Annotated in this window: 20 protein-coding genes; 15 read left to right on the top strand and 5 right to left on the bottom strand. The window is 67.2% G+C overall.

Annotated elements, in window-relative coordinates; all coding sequences use genetic code 11:
- Positions 1 to 134 precede the first annotated feature (134 nt).
- The 5 genes from CRO39_RS10185 to CRO39_RS10165 all read left to right on the top strand — a co-directional run bounded on the left by CRO39_RS10185 (position 135) and on the right by CRO39_RS10165 (position 4,973).
- The gene (locus CRO39_RS10185; protein ID WP_097121833.1) at positions 135 to 1,160 is read left to right on the top strand and encodes a sulfate ABC transporter substrate-binding protein; all 1,026 of its coding nucleotides are present in this window, start codon (positions 135 to 137) and stop codon (positions 1,158 to 1,160) included.
- The gene (gene cysT / locus CRO39_RS10180; RefSeq protein WP_097121831.1) at positions 1,157 to 2,017 is read left to right on the top strand and encodes a sulfate ABC transporter permease subunit CysT; all 861 of its coding nucleotides are present in this window, start codon (positions 1,157 to 1,159) and stop codon (positions 2,015 to 2,017) included. Before CRO39_RS10185 ends, cysT begins: the two co-directional genes overlap by 4 nt.
- Before the next feature lie 17 nt (positions 2,018 to 2,034).
- Positions 2,035 to 2,961, top strand: coding sequence for a sulfate ABC transporter permease subunit CysW (gene cysW / locus CRO39_RS10175; RefSeq protein WP_238394598.1), 927 nt, complete (start codon positions 2,035 to 2,037; stop codon positions 2,959 to 2,961).
- Between the two features lie 12 nt (positions 2,962 to 2,973).
- Positions 2,974 to 4,035, top strand: coding sequence for a sulfate/molybdate ABC transporter ATP-binding protein (locus CRO39_RS10170; protein ID WP_097121827.1), 1,062 nt, complete (start codon positions 2,974 to 2,976; stop codon positions 4,033 to 4,035).
- Positions 4,036 to 4,223: 188 nt separating this feature from the next.
- Positions 4,224 to 4,973 (top strand): TorF family putative porin, encoded by a 750-nt coding sequence (locus CRO39_RS10165; protein WP_097121826.1) that lies wholly within the window; start codon positions 4,224 to 4,226, stop codon positions 4,971 to 4,973.
- 636 nt (positions 4,974 to 5,609) lie between these two features.
- Here the strand turns inward: CRO39_RS10165 and tdh are convergent.
- Complete coding sequence (gene tdh, locus CRO39_RS10160) at positions 5,610 to 6,644, bottom strand: L-threonine 3-dehydrogenase (protein WP_176520191.1); 1,035 nt, start codon at positions 6,642 to 6,644, stop codon at positions 5,610 to 5,612.
- Positions 6,645 to 6,816: 172 nt separating this feature from the next.
- Here tdh and CRO39_RS10155 point away from each other — a divergent pair, with 172 nt between their 5' ends.
- The 8 genes from CRO39_RS10155 to CRO39_RS10120 all read left to right on the top strand — a co-directional run bounded on the left by CRO39_RS10155 (position 6,817) and on the right by CRO39_RS10120 (position 16,303).
- Positions 6,817 to 8,982 carry a S46 family peptidase gene (locus CRO39_RS10155; RefSeq protein ID WP_097121823.1) on the top strand — a complete coding sequence of 722 codons (2,166 nt, stop codon included), beginning with the start codon at positions 6,817 to 6,819 and terminating at the stop codon, positions 8,980 to 8,982.
- 120 nt (positions 8,983 to 9,102) lie between these two features.
- Positions 9,103 to 9,747, top strand: coding sequence for a histidine phosphatase family protein (locus tag CRO39_RS10150; protein ID WP_097121821.1), 645 nt, complete (start codon positions 9,103 to 9,105; stop codon positions 9,745 to 9,747).
- Between the two features lie 362 nt (positions 9,748 to 10,109).
- Positions 10,110 to 11,522 (top strand): bifunctional folylpolyglutamate synthase/dihydrofolate synthase, encoded by a 1,413-nt coding sequence (locus CRO39_RS10145; protein ID WP_097121818.1) that lies wholly within the window; start codon positions 10,110 to 10,112, stop codon positions 11,520 to 11,522.
- Between the two features lie 66 nt (positions 11,523 to 11,588).
- Positions 11,589 to 12,560, top strand: coding sequence for an SPOR domain-containing protein (locus CRO39_RS10140; protein WP_097121815.1), 972 nt, complete (start codon positions 11,589 to 11,591; stop codon positions 12,558 to 12,560).
- Positions 12,561 to 12,665: 105 nt separating this feature from the next.
- Positions 12,666 to 13,415: a CvpA family protein gene (locus tag CRO39_RS10135; RefSeq protein ID WP_097121813.1), complete on the top strand. Its 750-nt coding sequence runs from the start codon at positions 12,666 to 12,668 to the stop codon at positions 13,413 to 13,415.
- A 14-nt stretch (positions 13,416 to 13,429) separates the two neighbouring features.
- On the top strand, positions 13,430 to 14,899 hold the full coding sequence (purF, locus tag CRO39_RS10130; RefSeq protein ID WP_097121810.1) for an amidophosphoribosyltransferase: 1,470 nt from the start codon (positions 13,430 to 13,432) through the stop codon (positions 14,897 to 14,899).
- Positions 14,892 to 15,494: a hypothetical protein gene (locus CRO39_RS10125; RefSeq protein ID WP_141400766.1), complete on the top strand. Its 603-nt coding sequence runs from the start codon at positions 14,892 to 14,894 to the stop codon at positions 15,492 to 15,494. The genes purF and CRO39_RS10125 overlap by 8 nt, the downstream gene beginning before the upstream one ends.
- 2 nt (positions 15,495 to 15,496) lie before the next feature.
- Entirely contained in the window at positions 15,497 to 16,303 is an 807-nt protein-coding gene (locus tag CRO39_RS10120; RefSeq protein ID WP_097121806.1) for a ferritin-like domain-containing protein, read from the top strand.
- A gap of 2 nt (positions 16,304 to 16,305) precedes the next feature.
- Here CRO39_RS10120 and CRO39_RS10115 read toward each other — a convergent pair whose 3' ends face one another.
- A complete protein-coding gene (locus CRO39_RS10115) occupies positions 16,306 to 17,007 on the bottom strand; it encodes a hypothetical protein (RefSeq protein WP_097121805.1) in 702 nt (233 codons plus the stop codon).
- On the bottom strand, positions 17,007 to 17,747 hold the full coding sequence (gene lpxH / locus CRO39_RS10110; protein WP_097121803.1) for a UDP-2,3-diacylglucosamine diphosphatase: 741 nt from the start codon (positions 17,745 to 17,747) through the stop codon (positions 17,007 to 17,009). Before lpxH ends, CRO39_RS10115 begins: the two co-directional genes overlap by 1 nt.
- A 184-nt stretch (positions 17,748 to 17,931) precedes the next feature.
- On the opposite strand from lpxH, the gene gltX reads away from it, so the two are divergent.
- Entirely contained in the window at positions 17,932 to 19,338 is a 1,407-nt protein-coding gene (gltX, locus tag CRO39_RS10105; protein ID WP_097121802.1) for a glutamate--tRNA ligase, read from the top strand.
- A 13-nt stretch (positions 19,339 to 19,351) separates the two neighbouring features.
- Positions 19,352 to 19,843 carry a Fur family transcriptional regulator gene (locus tag CRO39_RS10100; RefSeq protein ID WP_097121799.1) on the top strand — a complete coding sequence of 164 codons (492 nt, stop codon included), beginning with the start codon at positions 19,352 to 19,354 and terminating at the stop codon, positions 19,841 to 19,843.
- 211 nt (positions 19,844 to 20,054) lie between these two features.
- Here CRO39_RS10100 and CRO39_RS10095 read toward each other — a convergent pair whose 3' ends face one another.
- Positions 20,055 to 21,293 carry an MFS transporter gene (locus tag CRO39_RS10095; RefSeq protein WP_097121798.1) on the bottom strand — a complete coding sequence of 413 codons (1,239 nt, stop codon included), beginning with the start codon at positions 21,291 to 21,293 and terminating at the stop codon, positions 20,055 to 20,057.
- Positions 21,290 to 21,727 carry a MarR family winged helix-turn-helix transcriptional regulator gene (locus CRO39_RS10090; protein WP_097121796.1) on the bottom strand — a complete coding sequence of 146 codons (438 nt, stop codon included), beginning with the start codon at positions 21,725 to 21,727 and terminating at the stop codon, positions 21,290 to 21,292. Before CRO39_RS10090 ends, CRO39_RS10095 begins: the two co-directional genes overlap by 4 nt.
- Positions 21,728 to 21,916 lie beyond the last annotated feature (189 nt).

Below are 21,916 nucleotides of genomic sequence, written 5' to 3'. Positions count from 1 at the left end.
AAAGTCATTTCTGTCGGCGATTGCCGTTGCGCAGCATGGCGTCCGACAGCACGGCGGCTGTCCGGCCAAGCCCGCGGCTCATCCGACGCGCATCGGGCCAGAACGCCTGAATCCAACCCCACCAGGAAGTACCGATGCCCCCCTTGTCCCTGCGAACTGGTGCGCGTGCGTTGCTGGCCATCCTGTGCCTGTCGGCGGCGGCGTCCGCCATTGCCCGCGATGTCCGGCTGCTCAATGTCTCCTACGACCCTACCCGCGAGTTCTACCGCGAGCTCAATGCCGCCTTTGCCCGGGAATGGGAGCGCAAGACCGGCGACAAGGTCAGCATCGAAACCTCGCACGGCGGTTCGGGCAAACAGGCGCGTGCGGTCATCGACGGGCTGGAAGCGGATGTGGTGACGCTGGCGCTGGCCTACGACATCGATTCGATCGCCCAGCGCGGAAAATTGCTGCCGCCCAACTGGCAGTCGCGATTGCCCGACAACAGCTCGCCGTACACCTCGACGATCGTTTTCCTGGTGCGCAAGGGCAACCCCAAGGGCATCAAGGACTGGCCGGATCTGCTGCGGCCGGGCATCGCAGTCATCACTCCCAACCCGAAGACGTCCGGCGGCGCGCGCTGGAACTACCTGGCCGCGTGGGCCTACGGGGTGAAGATCTTCAAGGGCGACGAGGCCAAGACCCGCAACTTCATGCGCGCGCTGTTCCGCAACGTGCCGGTGCTGGACACCGGGGCGCGCGGTGCGACCACCACCTTCGTCCAGCGCGGCATCGGCGACGTGCTGCTGGCCTGGGAAAACGAGGCGTTCCTGTCCCTCGAGGAACTGGGCCCGGACCGGTTCGATATCGTGGTGCCCCGGCTTTCCATCCTGGCCGAACCGCCGGTGGCGCTGGTGGACGGCAATGTCGACAAGCACGGCACGCGCGAAGCCGCACAGGGTTACCTGCGGTTCCTGTATTCGCCGGCCGGTCAGAAACTGGCCGCCCGGCACTACTATCGTCCACGCCATCGGCAGTATGCCGATCCGGCCGATATCGCGCGTTTCCCCAAGGTGGAACTGGTCACCATCGATCAGGTGTTCGGTTCCTGGGCCAAGGCGCAGGCCACGCACTTCGCCGACGGTGGCGTGTTCGACCAGATCCAGTCGCAACGCCGATGAGCGCAGTTCTGCCAGCATCTGCATCGCCGGCGCGCCGGCGGATCCTGCCGGGATTCGGGTTGAGCCTGGGCTATACGCTGGCCTGGCTGGGCTTGATTGTGCTGATTCCGCTGGTGGGCGTTTTCGTCAAGGCCAGCGGGCTGGGATTCTCCGGTTTGTGGCATATCTGGACCGAGCCGCGCGTGCTGGCAGCGCTGCGCATCAGTTTCGGCACCGCGCTGGCGGCGGCTGCGTTCAACGCGGCGATGGGCACGCTGGTGGCGTGGGTGTTCGTGCGTTACCGCTTTCCGGGCAAGCGGGTGTTCGACGCGATGATCGATCTGCCGTTCGCGCTGCCGACCGCGGTGGCCGGTATCGCCCTGGCCGCGTTGTATGGTCCCAATGGCTGGATCGGGCGCTGGCTGGACCTGGCAGGCATCAAGGTCGCCTACACGCCGCTGGGCATCGCCGTGGCGCTGGTGTTCATCGGCCTGCCGTTCGTGGTGCGGGTGGTGCAGCCGGTGCTTGCCGAGGCGGAACGGGAACTGGAGGAAGCGGCCGCCACGCTCGGCGCAGGCCGCTGGCTGACGGTGCGCCGCGTGATCCTGCCGGCGCTGTGGCCTGCAGTGCTGGCCGGTTTTGCGCTGGCGTTTGCGCGTGGCGTCGGCGAATACGGGTCGGTCATCTTCATCGCCGGCAACCTGCCGGGAGTTTCCGAAATCGCACCGCTGCTGATCACCATCAAGCTGGAGGAATTCGACTACGCCGGCGCCACCGCCATCGCCGCGGTGATGCTGCTGCTGTCGTTCGCGCTGCTGCTGGTCATCAACACGTTGCAGGCGCGCCTGCAGCGGGTCGGCAGGCGCGCTCCAGGATGAACGAGACCGTCCTGCCAATGGAAAGACTGGCCACCGCGCCGCCCGCTTCCGTGCGCCATCGCGCCGGGTCCGCGATTGCCGAACCAGGGTGGGTGCAGGCGCTGCTGATCGTCGGCGCGCTGGGTTTCCTGCTGGCGTTCTTGCTGTTGCCGCTGCTGCTGGTCTTCGCCGAAGCGCTGCGCGGCGGCTGGGCCGCGTTCGTCGGTGCCGTTTCCGAGGCTGATGCGTTGGCTGCGATCCGGCTGACCCTGCTGGTCACTGCGATCGTCGTGCCGCTCAATCTGATGTTCGGGGTGGCAGCGGCCTGGGCGGTCAGCAAGCACTCCTTCCCTGGGAAGCGCTGGCTGGTCACCCTGATCGATCTGCCGTTCGCGGTGTCGCCGGTGGTGGCCGGACTGATCTTCGTGCTGATCTTCGGCGCGCAGGGCTGGGCCTGGCCGCTGATCGACGAAGGCTGGCGGGCGACGTTGCCGCTGCTGGGCCAGGTGCATGTGCAGTTGCCGAAAATCATCTTTGCGCTGCCGGGCATCGTGCTGGCGACGATCTTCGTCACCTTTCCGTTCATCGCACGCGAGCTGATGCCGCTGATGGAACAGCAGGGCGTGGACGAGGAACTGGCTGCGCTGAGTCTGGGCGCCAGCGGCTGGCAGACGTTCTGGCGGGTCACCCTGCCCAATATCCGCTGGGCGTTGCTGTACGGGGTGCTGCTGTGCAGCGCACGCGCGCTGGGCGAGTTCGGCGCGGTGTCGGTAGTGTCCGGGCATATCCGCGGACGCACCAATACGCTGCCGCTGCATGTGGAAATCCTCTACAACGAATACGCCTACAGCGCCGCCTTCGCGGCCGCTTCGCTGCTGGCGTTGACCGCACTGGTCACGCTGGCGCTCAAGTCCTACCTGGAATGGCGGCACGGCGAAGCGCTGGCCGCCAATCATCGCCACTGAGAGGTATCGCCAATGGGCATCAGGATCGAACACGCAAGCAAGCGCTTTGGCGAATTCGCCGCGCTGGACGATGTCAGCCTGAATGTGCGGCAGGGCGAACTGCTGGCGCTGCTGGGGCCGTCGGGTTCCGGCAAGACCACGCTGCTGCGCGTCATCGCCGGGCTGGAGCATGCCGACAGTGGCGCGTTGTGGTTCGGCGACGAAGACGCTGCGCGGCTGAGCGTGCAGGCACGGCGGGTGGGTTTCGTGTTCCAGCACTACGCGCTGTTCCGCCATCTCAGCGTCGGCGAAAACATCGCTTTCGGCTTGCGCGTACGACGCCGCCAGGATCGCTGGCCGGACTCCCGCATCCAGGCGCGGGTACGCGAGCTGCTGGCGCTGGTGCAACTGGAAGGGCTGCAGTCGCGCTACCCGGCGCAGCTTTCGGGCGGCCAACGGCAGCGCGTGGCGCTGGCGCGCGCGCTGGCGATCGAGCCGCGGGTGCTGCTGCTGGACGAGCCGTTCGGCGCGCTCGATGCGCAGGTGCGCCGGGACCTGCGGCGCTGGTTGCGCGAACTGCATGACCAGACCGGACTGACCACGGTCTTCGTTACCCATGACCAGGAAGAGGCGCTGGAACTGGCCGACCGGGTCGCCATCCTCAACCGCGGCCGTATCGAGCAGCTCGCCAGTCCGGCCGAGGCCTACGACCGCCCGGCCAGCCCGTTCGTCTATTCGTTCGTCGGTGCGGTCAACCGCTTGCCGGGCCAGTGGCGCGAGGGACGGGTGCAGGTGGCGGAGCTGGAATTGCCGGCTGCGGCCCCGTCGTCACTGGATGCTGCAGGCCAGGTCGAGCTGTATGTGCGTCCCGAAGATCTGCAACTGGTGCGGGAAGGGCCTGGCTGGCAGGCCACCGTGCTGGCCACCCAGCGCAGCGGGCCACGGGTCCGGCTCAGGGCGCGCCTGGACGGCGGAGGCGGTGAGGTCGAACTGGAGCTGCCGGCCGGGCAGGGCGGCCCCCAGCACGAAGCCGGGACGGCCGTCCGGCTGGCGCCGGTGCGGTTTGGCGTATTCGCGGCCGCGCCGGCAGCCTGACCTGGCGGCCCAGGACAAACACCGGACAGGAACAGTCCCCTAGCGCAATTGTGTGACAGGGGCTTGACGCGGCACTTTGTTGCGTCGCAATATCGACATGGTTAAAAAACCGTAAAACCCGTGATTGCCGATAGCACGTCCTGCGCGTGCGGCGGCTTGCCCCCCGATGTCCAGCCAGGAGAACCCTGATGAAGCCAGTCAAGTTGTTTACCGCCATTTCAGCCGCGTTGTTGGTGGCGCTGCCGATCGCTGCATTTGCGCAGGAAGCCGAGGAAGAAGCATCGTCGCCGTTGAGCGTGTCCCTGGCCGTGACCACCGATTACGTTTTCCGTGGCGTGTCGCAGACCGACAATGAGCCGGCGTTCCAGGCCGGGCTGACCTACACCGCTCCGTTCGGCCTGTATGCCGGCGTCTGGGGGTCGAACATCGACTTTGGCCAGGGCGGACCGAACTTCGAGGTCGACTACTTCGTCGGCTGGAACAAGGACCTCAGCGATTCCTGGAACCTCGACCTGGGCGTGACCCGCTATACCTACGAAAGCGCGTCCAGCGGTTATGGCGACATCGACTACAACGAATACATCGCCCAGCTGACCTGGAGCGGTCCGGTGACCGTCGGCGGCATCCTGGGCTATGCCGACGACTACGGCAACTCGGGCGCCGAGCAGATCTATGCCGGCCTGTCGGCCAGCTACGATCTGGGCGATTCCGGCTTCTCGCTGGGCGCCTCCACCGGCTACACCTCCATCGAAGCCGACAACAATGGCGGCCGTGCGGATTATTTCGACGGCTCGATCAGCGTGTCGAAGGGCTTCGGCCCGGCGACGGCCACGCTTGGCTACTACGACACCTTCGGCTCGGACGCGGAAGATCTGCGTCGCGGCTCGGACATCTACAAGCCGGGCTTCGTGCTGACCGTTTCGGTCGATATTCCCTGATAGCTTCGGTTCGAAACACAAAAAGGGCGCCGCAAGGCGCCCTCTTTTTTGGGGGGTCTTCTCCCGTTTCCGGGGATGTCGACTTCGGCGGGAGTCGCCGACCGTCAGGCTGGGGGCGCTCCGCCCTCCTGACGACATCGTGTCTTTACGTCGGGCCGCAGGCTCGTTCCGCTTCGCGGCCCGAACCGGCCCGGCGCAGCGCGCCGGGCGTTCGCCAAGGCGCGCGGCAGTGCCGCGCCAACCGCCTTGACTCACCCCTGGCCTGCTCTCCGTACCCCCAGCCCGCCGGCCGTCGCCTTTGGTGAGAGGACAGCTCGCGACTTCGGAAGGCCTTTCTTCGAGCGCCGACCAGGTGTCCAGAGGTCGGTGGTCAGGGTAGTGTGGGACCGTTCGCGGCATGGATGCCGCGGAAGAGCCTGCATGGGTGAGGCAAGCGCTTGCGAAGCACGGCTTCGCGCGCAGCCGAACGCCTGCCATCTGCGATGGTGGGCCGGCCCCGCATCGCGGGCATTTACGGCGTGTCCCGCACTGCCCAGGCCACTGGCTTCCACATGGATGTTCCCCGCACCTGGAAGAAGAACCTTTTTTGCCCGTCCTTTTTTAAGAGCCTTCCCGGCCAGAGCTTCCGGCCGGGGCTCAATTCCAGCTCAGCACCACCTTGCCGGCCTTGCCCGCTTCCATCAGGTCGAAGCCCTTCTGGAAGTCGTCGATGTGCAACTGGTGGGTCAGCACCTTGCCGAGCGGGAAGCCCGACAGCACCAGTTGGGTCATCTTGTACCAGGTCTCGTACATCTTGCGGCCGTAGATGCCCTGCACGGTCAGTCCCTTGAAGATGATGCGGTCCCAGTCCACGCCGGCGCCCTTGGGCAGGATGCCGAGCAGGGCGATCTTGCCGCCGTGGTACATGCAGTCCAGCATGTCGTTGAATGCGCGCGGATTGCCGCTCATCTCCAGGCCCACGTCGAAGCCTTCCATGTGCAGGTCGGCCATCACGTCCTTCAGCGACTGGTTGGCCACGTTGACCACGCGGGTGGCGCCCATGTCGGCGGCCAGCTTCAGGCGGAAGTCGTTGACGTCGGTGACCACCACGTTGCGCGCGCCGATGTGCTTGCAGATGCCCGCGGCGATGATGCCGATGGGACCGGCACCGGTGATCAGCACGTCCTCGCCCACCACGTCGAACTCAAGCGCGCAGTGCGCGGCGTTGCCGTAGGGATCGAAGAAGGCGGCCAGCTCGCTGGGAATCTGATCGGGGATCGGCCACAGGTTGCTGGCCGGCATCACCATGTATTCGGCGAATGCGCCATTGCGGTTCACGCCGATGCCGACCGTATGCGGACACAGGTGCGGGCGGCCGCCGCGGCAGTTGCGGCAGTGACCGCAGACGATGTGGCCCTCGGCGGAGACGCGCTGGCCGATTTCGTAGCCGGTCACGCCGGTGCCGAGCCCGGCGATGCGGCCGACGAACTCGTGGCCGATGGTCAGGCCGGGCTGGATCGTGCGCTGGCTCCACTCGTCCCACAGGTAGATGTGCAGGTCGGTGCCGCAGATCGCGGTCTTCTCCAGCTTGATCAGCACCTCGTTGGGACCGGGCTGCGGCACCGGCACCTGTTCCATCCAGATGCCCTTGCCCGCCTCGCGCTTGACCAGCGCTTTCATCGTTTGCGCCATGTCGGTGCAGACCTGTCAGAAGATTCGAAGGCGCGAATTATAAGCCCGTGCGGCATCCGGCCATGTTGCAGCGCTCCGGTCGGTCCCTGCCGGCGGCTATGCCATTAGTCATGGACGGGTGGCCGGAGGGGCTTGGTTACAATCCGGGCTCACTTTTTCCCTGGGGTCGTCCATGCGCCTGAACCTGCTTGCTGTTTCGCTTGCCGCCGCCTGTCTTGCCCCGCTTGGGCTGGCCCATGCCGGCGAGGGCATGTGGGTGCCGCAGCAATTGCCGGAGATTTCCGGGCCGTTGAAGAAGGCGGGCCTGAAGCTGCCGGCCAAGCAGCTGGCCAACCTGACCGGCGACCCGATGGGCGCGGTGGTCGCGCTGGGCGGCTGCACCGCCAGTTTCGTCTCGCCCAATGGCCTGGTGGTCACCAACCACCACTGCGCCTATGGTGCGATCCAGCTCAACTCGACCGCCGACAAGAACCTGATCAAGCAAGGCTTCAATGCCCCGGCCCTGGCCGACGAGGTCAGCGCCGGCCCCAATGCGCGGGTGTTCGTGCTCGATGACATTCGCGAGGTTACCGCCGAGGCCAGGGCGGCCATCGCCGCGGCCGGCGACGATGCGCTGGCCCGCACCCGGGCGCTGGAAGCGTTCGAGAAACGACTGATTGCCGAATGCGAGGCCGAAGCCGGCTACCGCTGCCGCTTGTTCAGTTTCTCCGGTGGCAACGCCTACCGGCTGTTCCGCAACCTGGAAATCAAGGACGTGCGCCTGGCCTATGCGCCCCCGGGCAGCGTCGGCAAGTTCGGCGGCGACATCGACAACTGGATGTGGCCGCGCCACACCGGCGATTTCGCGTTCTATCGCGCCTACGTCGGCAAGGACGGCAAGCCGGCCGCCTATTCGGAAGACAACGTGCCGTACCGGCCCAAGCACTGGCTGAAGTTCGCCGACCAGCCGCTGGGCGCGGGCGACTTCGTCATGGTCGCCGGCTACCCCGGCTCGACCAACCGCTATGCGCTGGCCGCCGAATTCGACAATACCGCCGGCTGGACCTATCCGACCATCGGCCAGCACTACAAGAACCTGATCGCGCTGGTCGGCGAAGCGGGCAGGAAAAACCCGGATATCCAGGTCAAGTACGCCAGCACGATGGCCGGCTGGAACAACACCAGCAAGAATTACGATGGCCAGTTGGAAGGCTTCAAACGCATCGATGCCGCCGGCCAGAAACGCGCCGAGGAAGCCGCGGTGCTGGCCTGGCTGCGCGGGCAGGGCGACAAGGGCGCGGCGGCGCTGTCGGCACATGCGCAACTGATCAGCCTGTTGGAACAGAGCAAGGCGACCCGCGATCGCGACATCGTGTTGGCCCAGTTCCACAACACCGCCACCGTCGGATCGGCTGCGCAGCTGTACCGGTTGTCGATCGAACGCGAGAAACCCAACGCCGAGCGCGAGTCCGGTTACCAGGAGCGCGATCTGCCTGCCATCGAGGGCGGCCTGAAGCAACTGGAACGCCGCTATGTGCCGGCGATGGATCGGCAACTGCAGGAATACTGGTTGAAGGAATATCTCAAGCTGCCGGCCGGCCAGCGCGTGGCTGCGGTCGACAAGTGGCTGGGCGGCAACGACGCGCGCGCCATCAAGCGCGCACTGGACCGGCTGGCCGCGACCAAGCTCGGCAGCACCGAGGAGCGGCTGAAGTGGCTCACCGCCGACCGCGCCGCGTTTGAAAGCAGCAAGGATCCGGCCATCCAGTACGCGGTGGCGGTGATGCCGACGCTGCTGCAACTGGAGCAGGAGCGCAAGACCCGCGCCGGCGAGAATCTGGCCGCACGCCCGGTCTATCTGCAGGCGCTGGCCGACTACAAGAAGAGCAAGGGCGAATTCGTCTACCCGGACGCCAACCTGTCGCTGCGCATCACCTTCGGCAACGTCACCGGCTACGAGCCGAAGGACGGCATGGCCTACACCCCGTTCACCACGCTGGAAGGCGTGGTGGCCAAGGAAACCGGCGACGACCCGTTCGACTCGCCGCAGGCGCTGCTGGATGCGGTCAAGGCCAAGCGCTATGGCGGCCTGGAAGACAAGCGGCTGGGCACGGTGCCGGTCAATTTCCTGTCCGATCTGGACATCACCGGCGGCAACTCCGGCTCGCCGGTGCTGGATGCGCGCGGCAGGCTGGTCGGCCTGGCGTTCGATGGCAACTGGGAATCGGTCAGCTCCAACTGGGTGTTCGATCCCAAGATGACCCGGATGATCGCGGTGGACGGCCGCTACCTGCGTTGGATCATGCAGGAGGTCTACCCGGCGCCGCAGTTGCTGAAGGAAATGAACCTGGGCAAGTAGGCCGGTTTCCGGCAACCAGCCACTGGTTGCGGCTGAAACGAAGCCGGGGCGGTATCATGCCGCTCCGGTCGCGCCACCGCGCCCGGCACCGCTCTCCCCCCGACAGGAACAACCCCACGCATGCGCATCCTGCTTGCCCGCCATGGCGAAACGCCGTGGAACGCCGAAGGCCGCTACCAGGGCCAGATCGACATCCCGCTATCGCCGACAGGCGAGTCGCAAGCCGCAGCGCTGGGTGCGCGTTTGCGGGATCTGGATATCGCGCGTGCGGTGGCCTCGCCGTTGTCGCGTGCCCAGCGCACCGCCGAACTCGCCCTGGGCCCGGCACGCGGCGGGTTGCTGACCACCGATATCGATCTGCAGGAAATCGCCCACGGCGAGTGGGAAGGCCTGCTGGCCAGCGAAATCCACGACAAGGATCCGGCCCGCCTGCGCGCCTGGCGCGAAGAACCGGACACCGTGCTGATGCCCGGCGGCGAATCGCTGCGGCAGGTGCTGGACCGCTCCTGGCAGGGTCTGACCCGCGCCGCCGAAGGGCTGGGCGATAGCGACACCTTGCTGGTGGTGGCCCACGATGCGGTCAACCGGGTCATCCTGTGCCGGGTACTGGGTTTGCCGCTGTCCAAGCTGTGGACGTTCCGGCAGGCGCCGACCACGATCAACCTGCTGGAAGGCCCGGATGTCGACCGGCTGGAAGTCGTGCGGCTGAACGACTGCGCTCACCACACCCCGTTCTTTGGCGAGGCGGTGCATCGGGCGTTGTGAGTCTGCGAGGTTTGTTTTTGTCTTGCGGCAACGGCAACGGCAACGGCTTGACCGGCTTCGCCGTAAAAAAGCCGCGCTGAAGCACGAATCGCTTCCGTCTTGGCAAAGTAGCCCTGCGCCGCTTTGCGGCGCGAACGGCGGGGCCGGCCCGGAGGGTGAGCGCTTTAGCGCAGGTAAAACCGCCGGCGCCCGACGCTCACCGATGCGGCTGCGCCGCAGCCGGCACGGCGCCCAAACTCGCTGCGCTAAGACAAGGGAGCCTCTACGGCCGCCTCCGTCTACGGTGCCTGGCTCGCTTTACGGCGCAGGCAGGTCAAAATCAACGTCAACGGCAACGCGGGTTATCTGTAGGCGACAACGATATGAACCTCACCGATTGGCTGGCCTACATCGAACAACAGCATCCCAAGTCCATCGAAATGGGCCTGGACCGCGTGCGCGAAGTCGCGTCACGGATGCAGCTTGGCAAACCAGCCAGCTACGTCATCACCGTAGGCGGTACCAACGGCAAGGGTTCGACGGTCGCCTTCATTGAGGCCATTGCGCGCGCGGCGGGATGGAAGGTCGGCACCTACACTTCGCCGCACCTGCTGCGCTACAACGAGCGCGTGCGCATCGATGGCAGCGAGGCGAGCGACGCCGAACTGGTTCAGGCCTTCGAAGCGGTGGAGGCGGCCCGCCTGCACACCTCTCCTGCCGGGAGAGGTCGGCACGCAGCGTCGGGTGAGGGAAGGGAGCCAATCGTTGCCGGGATGACGGCTGCAAGTGGCTCTGGTTCTTCTGCCGTAGGCCCGACATCGGGCACAGGCCAGAGGGTGCTCCGGCAGGAAGAAGAACAGGCCATCCCGCTGACCTACTTCGAGTTCGGCACCCTGGCCGCGTTGTGGCTGTTGCAGCGCGCCTCGCTGGATCTGGTGGTGCTGGAGGTGGGCCTGGGCGGGCGGCTGGACGCGGTCAACCTGGTCGAGCCGGACGTCGCGGTCATCACCACGGTCGATATCGATCACATCGACTGGCTGGGCGAGGACCGCGAAAGCATCGGCCGCGAAAAGGCCGGCATCGCGCGCGCGTGGAAACCGCTGGTGCTGGGCGAAATCGATTCGCCGTCCAGCGTGCTGCGTCACGCCTACGCCATCGGCGCCAACGCGCTGCGCATGGGCAGCGACTTCTTCCATGAACCGGTCGATGAACAGCATTGGCGCTGGCGCGATGTCGGTGGCGGACTGCTGTTGCCGCATCCGGCGCTGGCCGCGCCGGTGCAGCGCGCCAACGCCGCCACTGCGATCGCCGCGTTGCGCGCGCTGGACCGGCCCATCGACGATGCCGCGTTTGCGGCCGGGGTTGCCGCGGCACGGCTGCCCGGGCGCCTGCAAAGCCATCAGGTCGACGGGGTTGAAGTGGTGGTCGATGTCGGCCATAACCCGCAGGCGGCGCGCGAACTGGCGGCCTGGCTGCAGTCCCGGCCCGCCGTCACCCGCGCGGTGTTCGCGGCGCTGGCGGACAAGGACGTGAGCGGCATCGTCGATGCGCTGGGCGATGGCGTCACCGGCTGGTTCCTGGCCGGCCTGGAACCGCAAAACCCGCGCGGACAATCCGCCGAAGCCCTGGCGCAACGCCTGGCCGGAACGGCGGCATCGACGGCAAGCCGGCATGCCAGCGTGGAAGCAGCGCTGGATGCGGCGCTCGCCATGTCGCAAGCAGGCGAACGCGTGCTGGTCTTCGGCTCGTTCCACACCGTGGCCGAGGCACTGAAGCGGCTGCATTCAGGCGAATGACGGGGAAGCCGGCGCCAGCGGCCGTATAATTCCCGCGGCACTTCGCCGCGTGGCTCCCGGATCCAGATGGATACTGCTCTGAAACAGCGATTGATCGGCGCGATCGTCCTGGTCGCCCTGGCTGTCATCTTCCTGCCGATGTTGATCAAGGGGCCTGCGCCGGACAGTGGCGTTTCCGATGTGCCGCTGGACGTACCGCCTGCACCGGCCGGCCAGTACGAAACCCGCGAACTGCCGTTGGTCGCCCCAGGCCAGGCGCCGGACAACGGCGCGCTCGGCATGCCTGCAGCGACCGCACCGGCGGCGCAGCCAACTTCGGCTCCGGCCGCCGACGAGGCGCTGCCCCCCGCCAGTGCTGCCGGCAATTACGCGGTCAGTTTTGGCGCCTACGCCAGCATCGCCGATGCGGAAGCGGTCATCGCACGCCTGCGGCAGTCGCAACTGACCGGATACCACGAAGAAGCCACCATCAATGGGCGCCCCGCCTACCGCGTGCGCGTCGGGCCGTACCTGGACCGCGCCGCCGCCGAATCGGCGCGCCTGCAGGCGGTCAAGGTGCGCAGCGACGTCAATGCCCAGGTGATTGCGCTGGATGCCGCATCCACGGCCGCGCCGGCGGCGTCCCCGTCCGCCGCACCGACCGCGGCGGCGAGCGAGCCGGAACCGGCCAAACCTGCCGTACCGGCGCCCAAGCCCGCCGAGAGCACGCCGGCTGCGCCCAAACCCGCGGCGGCCACGCCCGTCGCCGCCACGCCCAAGCCTGCCGAAGCGCCACCTGCCAAGACTGCGCCGGCCGCGGCCAGCGTCGGTTTTGCGGTGCAACTGGGCGCATTTACCAACGCCGCCGATGCCAATGCGCTGCGCGACCGGGTTCGCGGCGGCGGCTTCAGCGCTTTCGTCGAACAGGTCAGCACCGACAAAGGCACCTTGAACCGGGTCCGGGTAGGGCCGGTCGCCAGCCGCGCCGACGCCGAACGGCTCAAGGCGCAGGTGGCGGTGAAGTTCGGCATCGATGGCATGGTGCGTCCGCACCCGTGAGTTCACGATGCGCGGTAACGGGCTGAAACCGGCCCCAGCGCAGGGAGGCAATATGGGCCGCAGGGAAGGCAGGATGTTGGGTCCGGAAAAACGGCTTCAGTTCACATGATCGATCTGGTGCTGCTGGCGATCATCGGCGTATCGGCGCTGCTGGGTCTGATCAAGGGATTTGTCGGCATCGTCGTATCCACGGCGGCCTGGCTGCTGGCGGCGTGGGCCTCGTTCCAGTTCGGCGAAGACACCGCGCGCTGGCTGGCCGAAGGGGCAGCGCCGTCGGGCTCGGAGCTGCTGGGCGGCTACGCGCTGACCTTTATCGGCGTGCTGGTGGTGGTGGGCGTGGTCGGCATGGTCTTGAAAACCCTGGTCCGGTCCGCACATCTGAGCGGCGTCGACCGCTTGGCAGGCTTCGGCCTGGGCCTGCTGCGCGGCGGCGCCATCGCCTGCGTGCTGGCGCTGCTGATGAGTTTTACCCCGCTGCGGCGGGAGCCGGCATGGCAGCAGTCGCAGATCCTGCCGCTGCTGACGCCCGGGGTCGAGTGGATGCGCGGGCATCTGCCGGACTGGTCGCCGCCGCAACTGGAATTACCCAACAACCCGCTGACGGGCGATAATGGCGCCGGTAGGACATCGGCGGAGTCGGTGCCGCTGCTGGAGCAGCCGCTGTTGAAGCAGGTGATGTCGCAGGCGCTGGACCCGTCGCGCAATCCGCTGGCGGACCCGCGACGCGAGGCCAACGCCGGCGATCCGGCCAATATCGAACCCGTCGGACAGGATCCGGCAGCCATCCGGCCGGGCGAACCCGACCCGGCCAACATCGAATCCAGCGGCCAGGCACGGCCCGGTTCGAAGCCTTAGCGGAGAGCGTATTCATGTGCGGTATCGTCGGCATCGTCGGCAACCAGAATGTTGCCGGGCAGCTCTATGACGGGCTGACCGTCCTCCAGCACCGCGGCCAGGACGCCGCCGGCATCGCCACCGCCGATGGCACCCGCCTGCGCGTGCACAAGGACAACGGCCTGGTCCGCGACGTGTTCAATCCCAAGGCGATGAGCATCCTGGAAGGCAAGGTCGGCATCGCCCACTGCCGTTATCCGACCGCCGGTTCCGAAGGCATGGACGAGGCGCAGCCGTTCTACGTCAATTCGCCGTACGGCATCGCGCTGGCGCACAACGGCAACCTGATCAATACCGACGCGCTGCGCCAGGACGTGTTTGCGCAGGATCGCCGCAACATCAACACCGATTCGGACAGCGAAGTGCTGCTGAACGTGTTCGCGCACGAGCTGGACCTGCAGCGCACGCTGAGTCCGGAGGCGGCGATTCGCGCGGTCGCCGGCGTGCACCGCCGCGTGAAGGGCGGCTATGCGGTGGTCAGCGTGGTGCTCGGCCTGGGGCTGGTGGCGTTCCGCGACCCCAACGGCATCCGTCCGCTGGTGCTGGGCAAGCGCGTACACAATGACGGCAGCGACGAATACATTGTCGCTTCCGAGTCGGCCGCGCTGGACATCCTGGGATTCAGCCGGGTGCGCGACGTGCTGCCGGGCGAGGCCATCGTCATCACCGCCCGCGGCGAACTGTTTTCCGAGATCTGCGCCGAACCGCAGCAGCATGCGCCGTGCATCTTCGAATACGTCTATTTCGCCCGTCCGGACTCGATGATCGACAACGTCTCGGTGCACAAGGCGCGCATGCGCATGGGCGTGAAGCTGGGTGAGAAGATCCTGCGCCTGCGTCCGGATCACGACATCGACACCATCATCCCGATTCCCGATACCTCGCGCGACGCGGCGCTGGAAATCTCCAACGTGCTGAACGTGAAGTACCGCGAGGGTTTCATCAAGAACCGCTACGTCGGCCGCACCTTCATCATGCCGGGCCAGGGCGAGCGGGTTAAATCGGTGCGCCGCAAGCTCAATCCGATCAACCTGGAATTCCGCAACCGGGTGGTGCTGCTGGTGGACGATTCCATCGTGCGCGGCACCACCAGCCAGCAGATCGTGCAGATGGCGCGCGATGCCGGCGCGCGCAAGGTCTACCTGGCCTCGGCGGCGCCGCCGGTGCGCCACCCCAACATCTACGGCATCGACATGCCGGCGGTCGACGAACTGGTCGCCAACGGCCGCAGCATCGAAGAAATCGAGAAATTCCTGGGCTGCGACTGGTTGATCTACCAGGATCTGGAAGATCTGCAGGCGGCGGTGCGCGAAGGCAATCCGGCCCTGACCGAGTTCGACTCGTCCTGTTTCGACGGCAGGTACGTCACCGGAATAGAGCCGGGCTATTTCGAGCGCATCGAGCAGATGCGTTCGGACGAAGCCAAGCGCAAGCGGCGTGCCTAGCCCGGCGCGCCGCAGGACTGCGGCCGCGCTGGCCGCAGGGATGGCGCTGTCGCTGGGTAGCTGCGGCCGTGCCGATGCACCCGAGCCGCTGCATTCGCTGGACGATCCGCGGCTGCGCGACGGCGGCCTGCCGCACGCATGGGTGGTCACCCTGGACATGGACCTTACGCCCGCGCAGCAGCGGGCGCTGGACGCAGCCGCGGCCGGCGATGCGATGCCGCTGTCGCTGGCCGGCGCCAGCCGGGTCGGCGACGACATCGTGCTGGTGAGGCTGCGCGATCATCTGCCGGCGGGCGTTTCGCCTGCGCAGGCGCGCGAATGGACCTATGCCCGCGACTGCCGCAGCGGCCAGGCGCGCCTGCTCGGCGCCGGCACCGGTCCTGGCGCCGGGCTGCCGGGCCGGTTAGACCCGGTTCCGCTGGCCGAGCCGCCGGCAGGGGAGCGGCGCCGCCTGCTCGATCTTGCCTGCCGCTATCGCACGCAGTGCGAACTGCAGCTGCGCGACAACCCGTGCGAGCGGGTGCGGCGGCAAGACGCGCCGGCACCGATGCCGGCGGCCGCAGACGAGGCCTCCACGGGCTCCCAGCGGCAGTGAGCATGGATGTCCACCAAGCCGCGCGCGCCTGCCTGGATGCGGTGGACCTGGACGCCAAGGTTGCGTTGACCCAGCGCCATGCCGCCGCATTCGCGCGTGGCGAATTGCCGGTGCCGGACAACGCACCGCCGCCGCAGCCCATCGGCATGCCCGGTCGTCCCATGCGGCCGGCACTGGTGCACCCGCGCGAGCTTCCGCGCCGGGGACTGGGCAGCCAGGAGGGCAGGGCGGCCTTTATCCACGCCATTGCCCATATCGAACTCAACGCCATCGATCTGGCCTGGGATGCGGCTTATCGGTTCCGCGGTTTGCCGGCGGCGTTCTATGCCGACTGGGTGGCGGTGGCCAACGACGAATCGCGCCATTTCGTACTGCTGCGCGACCGCCTGCGCCAGCTCGGCTACGACTACGGCGATTTCGACGCCCACAACGGCCTGTGGGAAATGACCGAAAAAACCGCGCATGACGGTCTGGCGCGGATGGCACTGGTGCCGCGGGTGCTGGAAGCGCGCGGTCTGGATGTCACCCCGGGCATGATCGCCAAACTGCGTGCGCTGGGCGACGATGCCACCGCCGACATCCTGGAAATCATCCTGCGCGAGGAAATCGCCCACGTCGCTGCCGGTTCGCGCTGGTTCCGCTGGTACTGCGAGCGCGCCGGGGCGGATCCGCGCGCGCGCTTCCGCGAACTGCTGAAGGAATACGCCGGCGGCTATCTGCACGGGCCGTTCAACATCGAAGCCCGTTTGCTGGCCGGCTTCGATGAGGACGAACTGGCGGCGCTCAGTCAGCAGGCAACGCCGCCATAGCGCTACTGCGCGTTTTCTGCCGCCGCGCTGCGCCGGCACTCTTCGCGGGCGCTGGCGGCGTCCTTCTCGGCGTCGATGTCCTGGTCGTCGCCGGCATCGGCGCCCCGCACGCCCAGGATGATCGTGGCCGCCTGCGCGGTGGCGGCGTAACCGGTATTGCCGTCGGCGTCGGTCATGCCGCGATGGTAGCGGGGAGACGCATCGCAGATGAGCAGGGCATATTCCATTCCGGCGACCGGTTCGCCTTCGGCATCCACCAGCCGCATCTGTTCTCCGAAAGGGCCAGCGCCGAACCGCTCGCGCAGGCGCCAGCTGTTTGCCGCCACCGGTGCCTCGAACGCGAACGCATCGGTACGGCCGTGGGCATCGGTGATGCCCTGGTAGACCTGCTTTTCTTCGGCCACGAACGGCAGCCGGCGGTCAGGATTGGACAGGGCATAGGCGCGATGGGCAGCCGGTTCGCCGCTGCGCACATCCAGCAGCACGAAACGGTAGCGGTACGGTCCGCTGCCAAGCACGGCGGCGTCCTCGATGTCCGCAATCAGGCGTCCATTGAGAATCGCGGCTGCAAAATCCCCGGCAGCCGCAACTGAAGTCGTGGGCGATGCCGGCGCATCGCCCACGTCGGCACGCATGGCCGGATGCGCGCATCCGGCCAGCGCCGCCGCCAGCAGCGCGGCGGGTGCCGGCCCGAAGCTGCGCACTACGCCAGCGCCTGCAATCGGTAGCCGTCCGCATCGGCCCGCAACACCGAACCCTGCTCGTACCAGTCGCCCAGCACGATGCGCCGGCATTCGCGGCCTGCGGCCTGCAAGGTGTGCAGGGCGGGGCGATGGGTATGGCCGTGGATCAGCGTTTCGATGCCGTAACGGGCCAGCGTCGACTCGACGGTGGCGGGCGTGACATCGGTGACCGTTTCGAACTGGGCGCGGTCGCTCCGGATCATTCCCTGTTGGCGCGCCAGGCTGGCCGCGCGCGCCTGCGCCGCAAAGGCCAGGCGCGCCGCCAACGGCTGCGCCAGGAACTGCTGCTGCCACTGGGGGTTGCGGGTCTGTGCGCGAAACGCCTGGTAGGCCGTGTCGTCGCTGCACAGCAGATCGCCGTGCATCAGCAGCAGCGGGCAGCCGTAGAGCACGATCACGGCCGGATCCGGCAGAATCCGCATTCCCGCGCGGCGCGCAAACGCGTCACCGACCAGGAAATCGCGATTGCCGCGGATGAAGTAGACCGGCACGCCCGCATCCGCCACTTCCCGAATCCGGTCGGCCACGTAAGCGCCGGTTTCCGACGGGTCGTCGTCGCCGACCCAGGCCTCGAACAGATCGCCCAGGATGTACAGCGCTTCGGCCTGCCGCGCTTCGCGGTGCATGAAAGCTCCGAACAATTCGGTGATGGCCGGCCGTTCGGCATCCAGATGCAGGTCGGAGATGAAGAGGGTAGTCATGGGGGAATTGTAGGCGCTCTCCCGCAGCAGGGGCTTAGGCCGTGGCCGCAGCCGTGCAGGAGCACCGAAAAAGCCTGGCGCTCCCGCCGGCTGGCGCCGCGCTGCGGCGCGTTCTATGCCAGCGAATGCGGCGAGGTCGTCGCGGCGCGGTAAAATCGCGCCATTCAGTCATCCGGACCCCTTCATGACCTGCCGTACCCGCTTCGCTCCCAGTCCCACCGGCTACCTGCACATCGGCGGCGCGCGCACGGCGCTGTACTGTTGGCTGGAGGCGCGCCACCGCGGCGGCGACTTCATCCTGCGCATCGAGGATACCGACCGCGAGCGCAGCACCCAGGGCGCCATCGACGCGATCCTGGAAGCGATGGACTGGCTGGGTCTGGACTACGACGAAGGCCCGATCTACCAGACCCAGCGCGTGGAGCGCTATCGCGAAGTGGCCGAGCAACTGGTCGCCGCCGGCAAGGCCTACTACGCCTATGAAACCCGCGAAGAACTGGACGCGATGCGCGAGGCCGCCATGGCCAGGCAGGAAAAGCCGCGCTATGACGGCCGCGCCCGCGACATGAACCTTCCCTATCGCGACGACCCAAATCGGGTGATCCGCTTCAAGAACCCTCTGCAGGGCAGCGTGGTATTCGAGGACCGCATCAAGGGCCGCATCGAGATCGGCAACAGCGAACTCGACGACATGGTGATTTTCCGCCCGGACGGCTTTCCCACCTACAACTTCGCGGTGGTGGTGGACGACTGGGACATGGGCATCACCGATGTCATCCGCGGCGACGACCACATCAACAACACGCCGCGCCAGATCAACATCTACGAGGCACTCGGCGCGCCGGTGCCGCTGTTCTCGCATATGCCGATGATCCTGGACGAGCAGGGCGCCAAGCTGTCCAAGCGCACCGGCGCGGCCGATGTCATGCAGTACCGGGAGGCCGGCTATCTGCCGCATGCGCTGATCAATTACCTGGCACGGCTGGGCTGGTCGCATGGCGACCAGGAAATCTTCAGCCGGCAGGAACTGATCGATCTGTTTTCGGTCGAGGACGTCAATTCCAAGGCCGCGCGGCTGGACATGGCCAAGCTGGGCTGGGTCAACCAGCACTATCTGAAGAGCGACGAACCGGCCGGCATCGCTCCGCATCTGGAGTATCAACTGCGCCAGTTGGGGCTGGACCTGGCGCAGGGCCCGGCACCCGCCGATGTGGTGGTGGCGATGCGCGACCGCGTGCAGACGCTGAAGGAAATGGCCGAGCGCGCGGCCGTCTGGTACCGGCCGCTGGAAAGCTACGATGAAGCCGCCGTCGCCAAGCACCTGAACGCCAATGCCGCCGCACCGCTGGGCAAGGCGCGCGAGCTGCTGGCGGCGGTGGGCGAATGGAGCGTGGAAACGGTATCGGCGGCGCTGCACGATGCCGCCGCGGCGCTGGAAATCGGCATGGGCAAGGTGGCGCAGCCACTGCGCGTGGCCATCACCGGCACCCAGGTCAGCCCGGATATTTCCCAGACCGTGTACCTGGCCGGGCGCGAGCAGGCCTTGAAACGCATCGACGCAGCGCTTATCAAGACGGGGAATCCCGGTTAAGGTCATTGCCACCATGCCGAACCAGCACGCCTGCACAGACCCCAAGCATCACGTCAGCGACGCCAAGGCCTTCGTGCGCGCGGTGCAGGCTGCCTGCCAGGAGCGCGGCCTGCGGCTGACGCCGATCCGCGCGCGCGTGCTGGAGCTGATTGCCGACGCCGGCAAGCCGGTCAAGGCATACGAATTGCTGGAATGGGTGCGCGCCAGCAAGGGCGTGGGCGCCGATGCGCCGCCCACGGTCTATCGCGCGCTCGATTTCCTGATGGCCAACGGGTTCGTGCACAAGCTGGAATCGGTCAACGCGTTCATCGCCTGCCATCACCCCAACAGCGCCCAGCATTCGGTGCCGTTCCTGATCTGCGACCGCTGCCATAGCGCGGTGGAACTGGAGGACCACGATGTGGTCACCCAGCTCGAGCAACGCGCCAAGGCGCTGGGATTCCAGCCGCAGGCGCAGACCCTGGAAGTGCATGGCCTGTGCGCGCGCTGCGCGGCGGCGGCATAACGCACTGTTCGTATTGTTTGTTCGTACCGTGGGAGCGACGTGAGTCGCGACAAAGGAAGCCGGAAAAGCTCTTGCACACGGATAGGTGAACAAGCGCCTATGTCAGGCATCATCCGCGATTCGCTTTGAACTGTGTCGAATCTTGACTTCCGGTCGAGACTTACCTCGCTCCCACAATTGTTCCGCAGTCGTTCCCAAGGAACAGATTCGGCTACGCCGCCGCCATCGCCACCCGCGGCGACTTCTCGCGGATCGGCAGGTTGGCCGCGGCGGCCAGCAGCGCCAGCGCCATGTCGGCATACCACATCAGCGAATAGTCGCCGAAGCGTTCCAGCGCCACGCCGCCCAGCCAGGCGCCGAAGAAGCCGCCCAATTGATGCGACAGCAGGGTCAGGCCGAACAAGGTGCCCAGGTAGCGCGGGCCGAACAGCTTGCCGACCAGGCCGGCGGTCGGCGGCACCGTTGCCAGCCAGGTAAAGCCCAGCGCGGCGGCGAAGACGTAGAACGTGATCGGTGTTGGCGGCGAGAGCAGATAGATCGCAATCATCGCCGCGCGGCTGGCGTACATCGCCGCCAGGATCCACTTCATCCGGTAGCGCTGGCCCAGCGCGCCGGCGCTCAGGCTGCCGGCCACGTTGAACAGGCCGATCAGCGCGATCGAGGCGGCCGAGACGCTGGCCGGCAGTCCGCATAATGCGATTTCGCCGGGCAGGTGGGTGACCAGGAAGGCGATATGCACGCCGCAGGTGAAAAAGCCCAGGTGCAGCATCCAGTAGCTGCGGTCGCGCATGGCGATGCGCAGTTGCGCAAGCAGGGTCAGTTCCGCAGCGTCGGCGGCAGGCGCCGCGGCTGCGCCGGTTGCGCCCGCGGTTGGAGCCGGCTTGCGCCGCAACGGCCAGGCCAGCGGCAGCGCCAGCAACGAGGTCGCCGCCAGCGTGTACATCGCCGCCGCCCAGCCGGCTGCGCCGATCACCGCCTGCACCAGCGGAGCGAACACGAACTGCCCCAGCGAGCCGCCGGCGTTGATGAAGCCGGCGGCGAAGGAGCGCTTTTCCGCTGCCATCTGGCCGGCGGTGGCGCCGATCAGGATCGAGAAACTGCCGGCGCCGGCACCGGCGGCGGTCAGCAGGCCCAGCGTGAACATCAGTCCCCATTGCGATGGCATCAGCGGCGTCAGCGCCAGGCCCAGCGACAGCAGCACGGCGCCGAAGATCAGCACGCCGGTGGAACCGCGCTTGTCGGCGATGGCGCCGAACAACGGCTGCACGGCGCCCCAGGTGAATTGGCCGATGGCCAGCGCAAAGCTGATCGCCGCGATGCCGATGCCGGTGCTCTGGTGGATGGGGGTGACGAACAGGCCGGTGGTCTGGCGCGCGCCCATCGTGATCATCAACGTTGCCGCCGCCGCCAGCAGCAGGCCCCAATGCGCGGATGCGCGGGCGGTGTTCATGCGCCGGCTCCGCCGTGCGGTTGCAGGCGGTCGCCCAGCGCCATCAGGGCGGTGTGCAACTGCGCGATGTTCTCCTGCCCGAACGCGTCTTCGATGCGGCGTTGCGCCTTCTGCCAATACGGGCGCGCGGCAAGCAGGCGGCTCCGTCCCTGTTCGGTGACGCCGATCAGGCGCTGGCGGGCGTCTTCCCCACGGGTTTGCTGCAGCAGCGCCGCCGACAGCAGCGGCTTGAGATTGCGGGTCAGCGTGGTGCGGTCCATGCCCAGTTCGTCGGCCAGTTCGCCGAGCCGGCGCGGCTGGCGTTCGGCGCGGCGCAGGATCGAGTACTGGTTCAGGCTCAGATTCACCGCCGCCAGCTCGTGGTCGTAGACCTGGGTGGCCAGACGGCTGGCACGGCGCAGATGAAAGCAGGTGCAGGGGCTGGTGACGGCCATGCGCGGCAAATCCGGCGAAGCGATTGCCGGATTATAGGTGCATATGCACGCAATTCAACCGGAGCGCCGGGCGCCCCGGTTGCGCGCTGGCGTAGAACGAGCTCGCTCTGCGGCTTCGGGGGCGCCGGACAGAAAAGTTCGGCCCAGCAAGCGCCGCTTCATGCAGGAGCGATAGACAGGCGCCCGAAC

This window comes from Pseudoxanthomonas wuyuanensis, from assembly GCF_900215535.1.
GTDB lineage: Bacteria > Pseudomonadota > Gammaproteobacteria > Xanthomonadales > Xanthomonadaceae > Pseudoxanthomonas_A > Pseudoxanthomonas_A wuyuanensis.
This window is presented reverse-complemented; position numbering and strand designations above follow the sequence as displayed.

Bases quoted from the DNA above. Each gene is read 5' to 3' on its own strand.
- CRO39_RS10185 (WP_097121833.1), top strand. From the start codon at position 135: ATGCCCCCCTTGTCCCTGCGAACTGGTGCGCGTGCGTTGCTGGCCATC.
- cysT (WP_097121831.1), top strand. From the start codon at position 1,157: ATGAGCGCAGTTCTGCCAGCATCTGCATCGCCGGCGCGCCGGCGGATC.
- cysW (WP_238394598.1), top strand. From the start codon at position 2,035: ATGGAAAGACTGGCCACCGCGCCGCCCGCTTCCGTGCGCCATCGCGCC.
- CRO39_RS10170 (WP_097121827.1), top strand. From the start codon at position 2,974: ATGGGCATCAGGATCGAACACGCAAGCAAGCGCTTTGGCGAATTCGCC.
- CRO39_RS10165 (WP_097121826.1), top strand. From the start codon at position 4,224: ATGAAGCCAGTCAAGTTGTTTACCGCCATTTCAGCCGCGTTGTTGGTG.
- tdh (WP_176520191.1), bottom strand. From the start codon at position 6,644: ATGGCGCAAACGATGAAAGCGCTGGTCAAGCGCGAGGCGGGCAAGGGC.
- CRO39_RS10155 (WP_097121823.1), top strand. From the start codon at position 6,817: ATGCGCCTGAACCTGCTTGCTGTTTCGCTTGCCGCCGCCTGTCTTGCC.
- CRO39_RS10150 (WP_097121821.1), top strand. From the start codon at position 9,103: ATGCGCATCCTGCTTGCCCGCCATGGCGAAACGCCGTGGAACGCCGAA.
- CRO39_RS10145 (WP_097121818.1), top strand. From the start codon at position 10,110: ATGAACCTCACCGATTGGCTGGCCTACATCGAACAACAGCATCCCAAG.
- CRO39_RS10140 (WP_097121815.1), top strand. From the start codon at position 11,589: ATGGATACTGCTCTGAAACAGCGATTGATCGGCGCGATCGTCCTGGTC.
- CRO39_RS10135 (WP_097121813.1), top strand. From the start codon at position 12,666: ATGATCGATCTGGTGCTGCTGGCGATCATCGGCGTATCGGCGCTGCTG.
- purF (WP_097121810.1), top strand. From the start codon at position 13,430: ATGTGCGGTATCGTCGGCATCGTCGGCAACCAGAATGTTGCCGGGCAG.
- CRO39_RS10120 (WP_097121806.1), top strand. From the start codon at position 15,497: ATGGATGTCCACCAAGCCGCGCGCGCCTGCCTGGATGCGGTGGACCTG.
- lpxH (WP_097121803.1), bottom strand. From the start codon at position 17,747: ATGACTACCCTCTTCATCTCCGACCTGCATCTGGATGCCGAACGGCCG.
- gltX (WP_097121802.1), top strand. From the start codon at position 17,932: ATGACCTGCCGTACCCGCTTCGCTCCCAGTCCCACCGGCTACCTGCAC.
- CRO39_RS10100 (WP_097121799.1), top strand. From the start codon at position 19,352: ATGCCGAACCAGCACGCCTGCACAGACCCCAAGCATCACGTCAGCGAC.
- CRO39_RS10095 (WP_097121798.1), bottom strand. From the start codon at position 21,293: ATGAACACCGCCCGCGCATCCGCGCATTGGGGCCTGCTGCTGGCGGCG.
- CRO39_RS10090 (WP_097121796.1), bottom strand. From the start codon at position 21,727: ATGGCCGTCACCAGCCCCTGCACCTGCTTTCATCTGCGCCGTGCCAGC.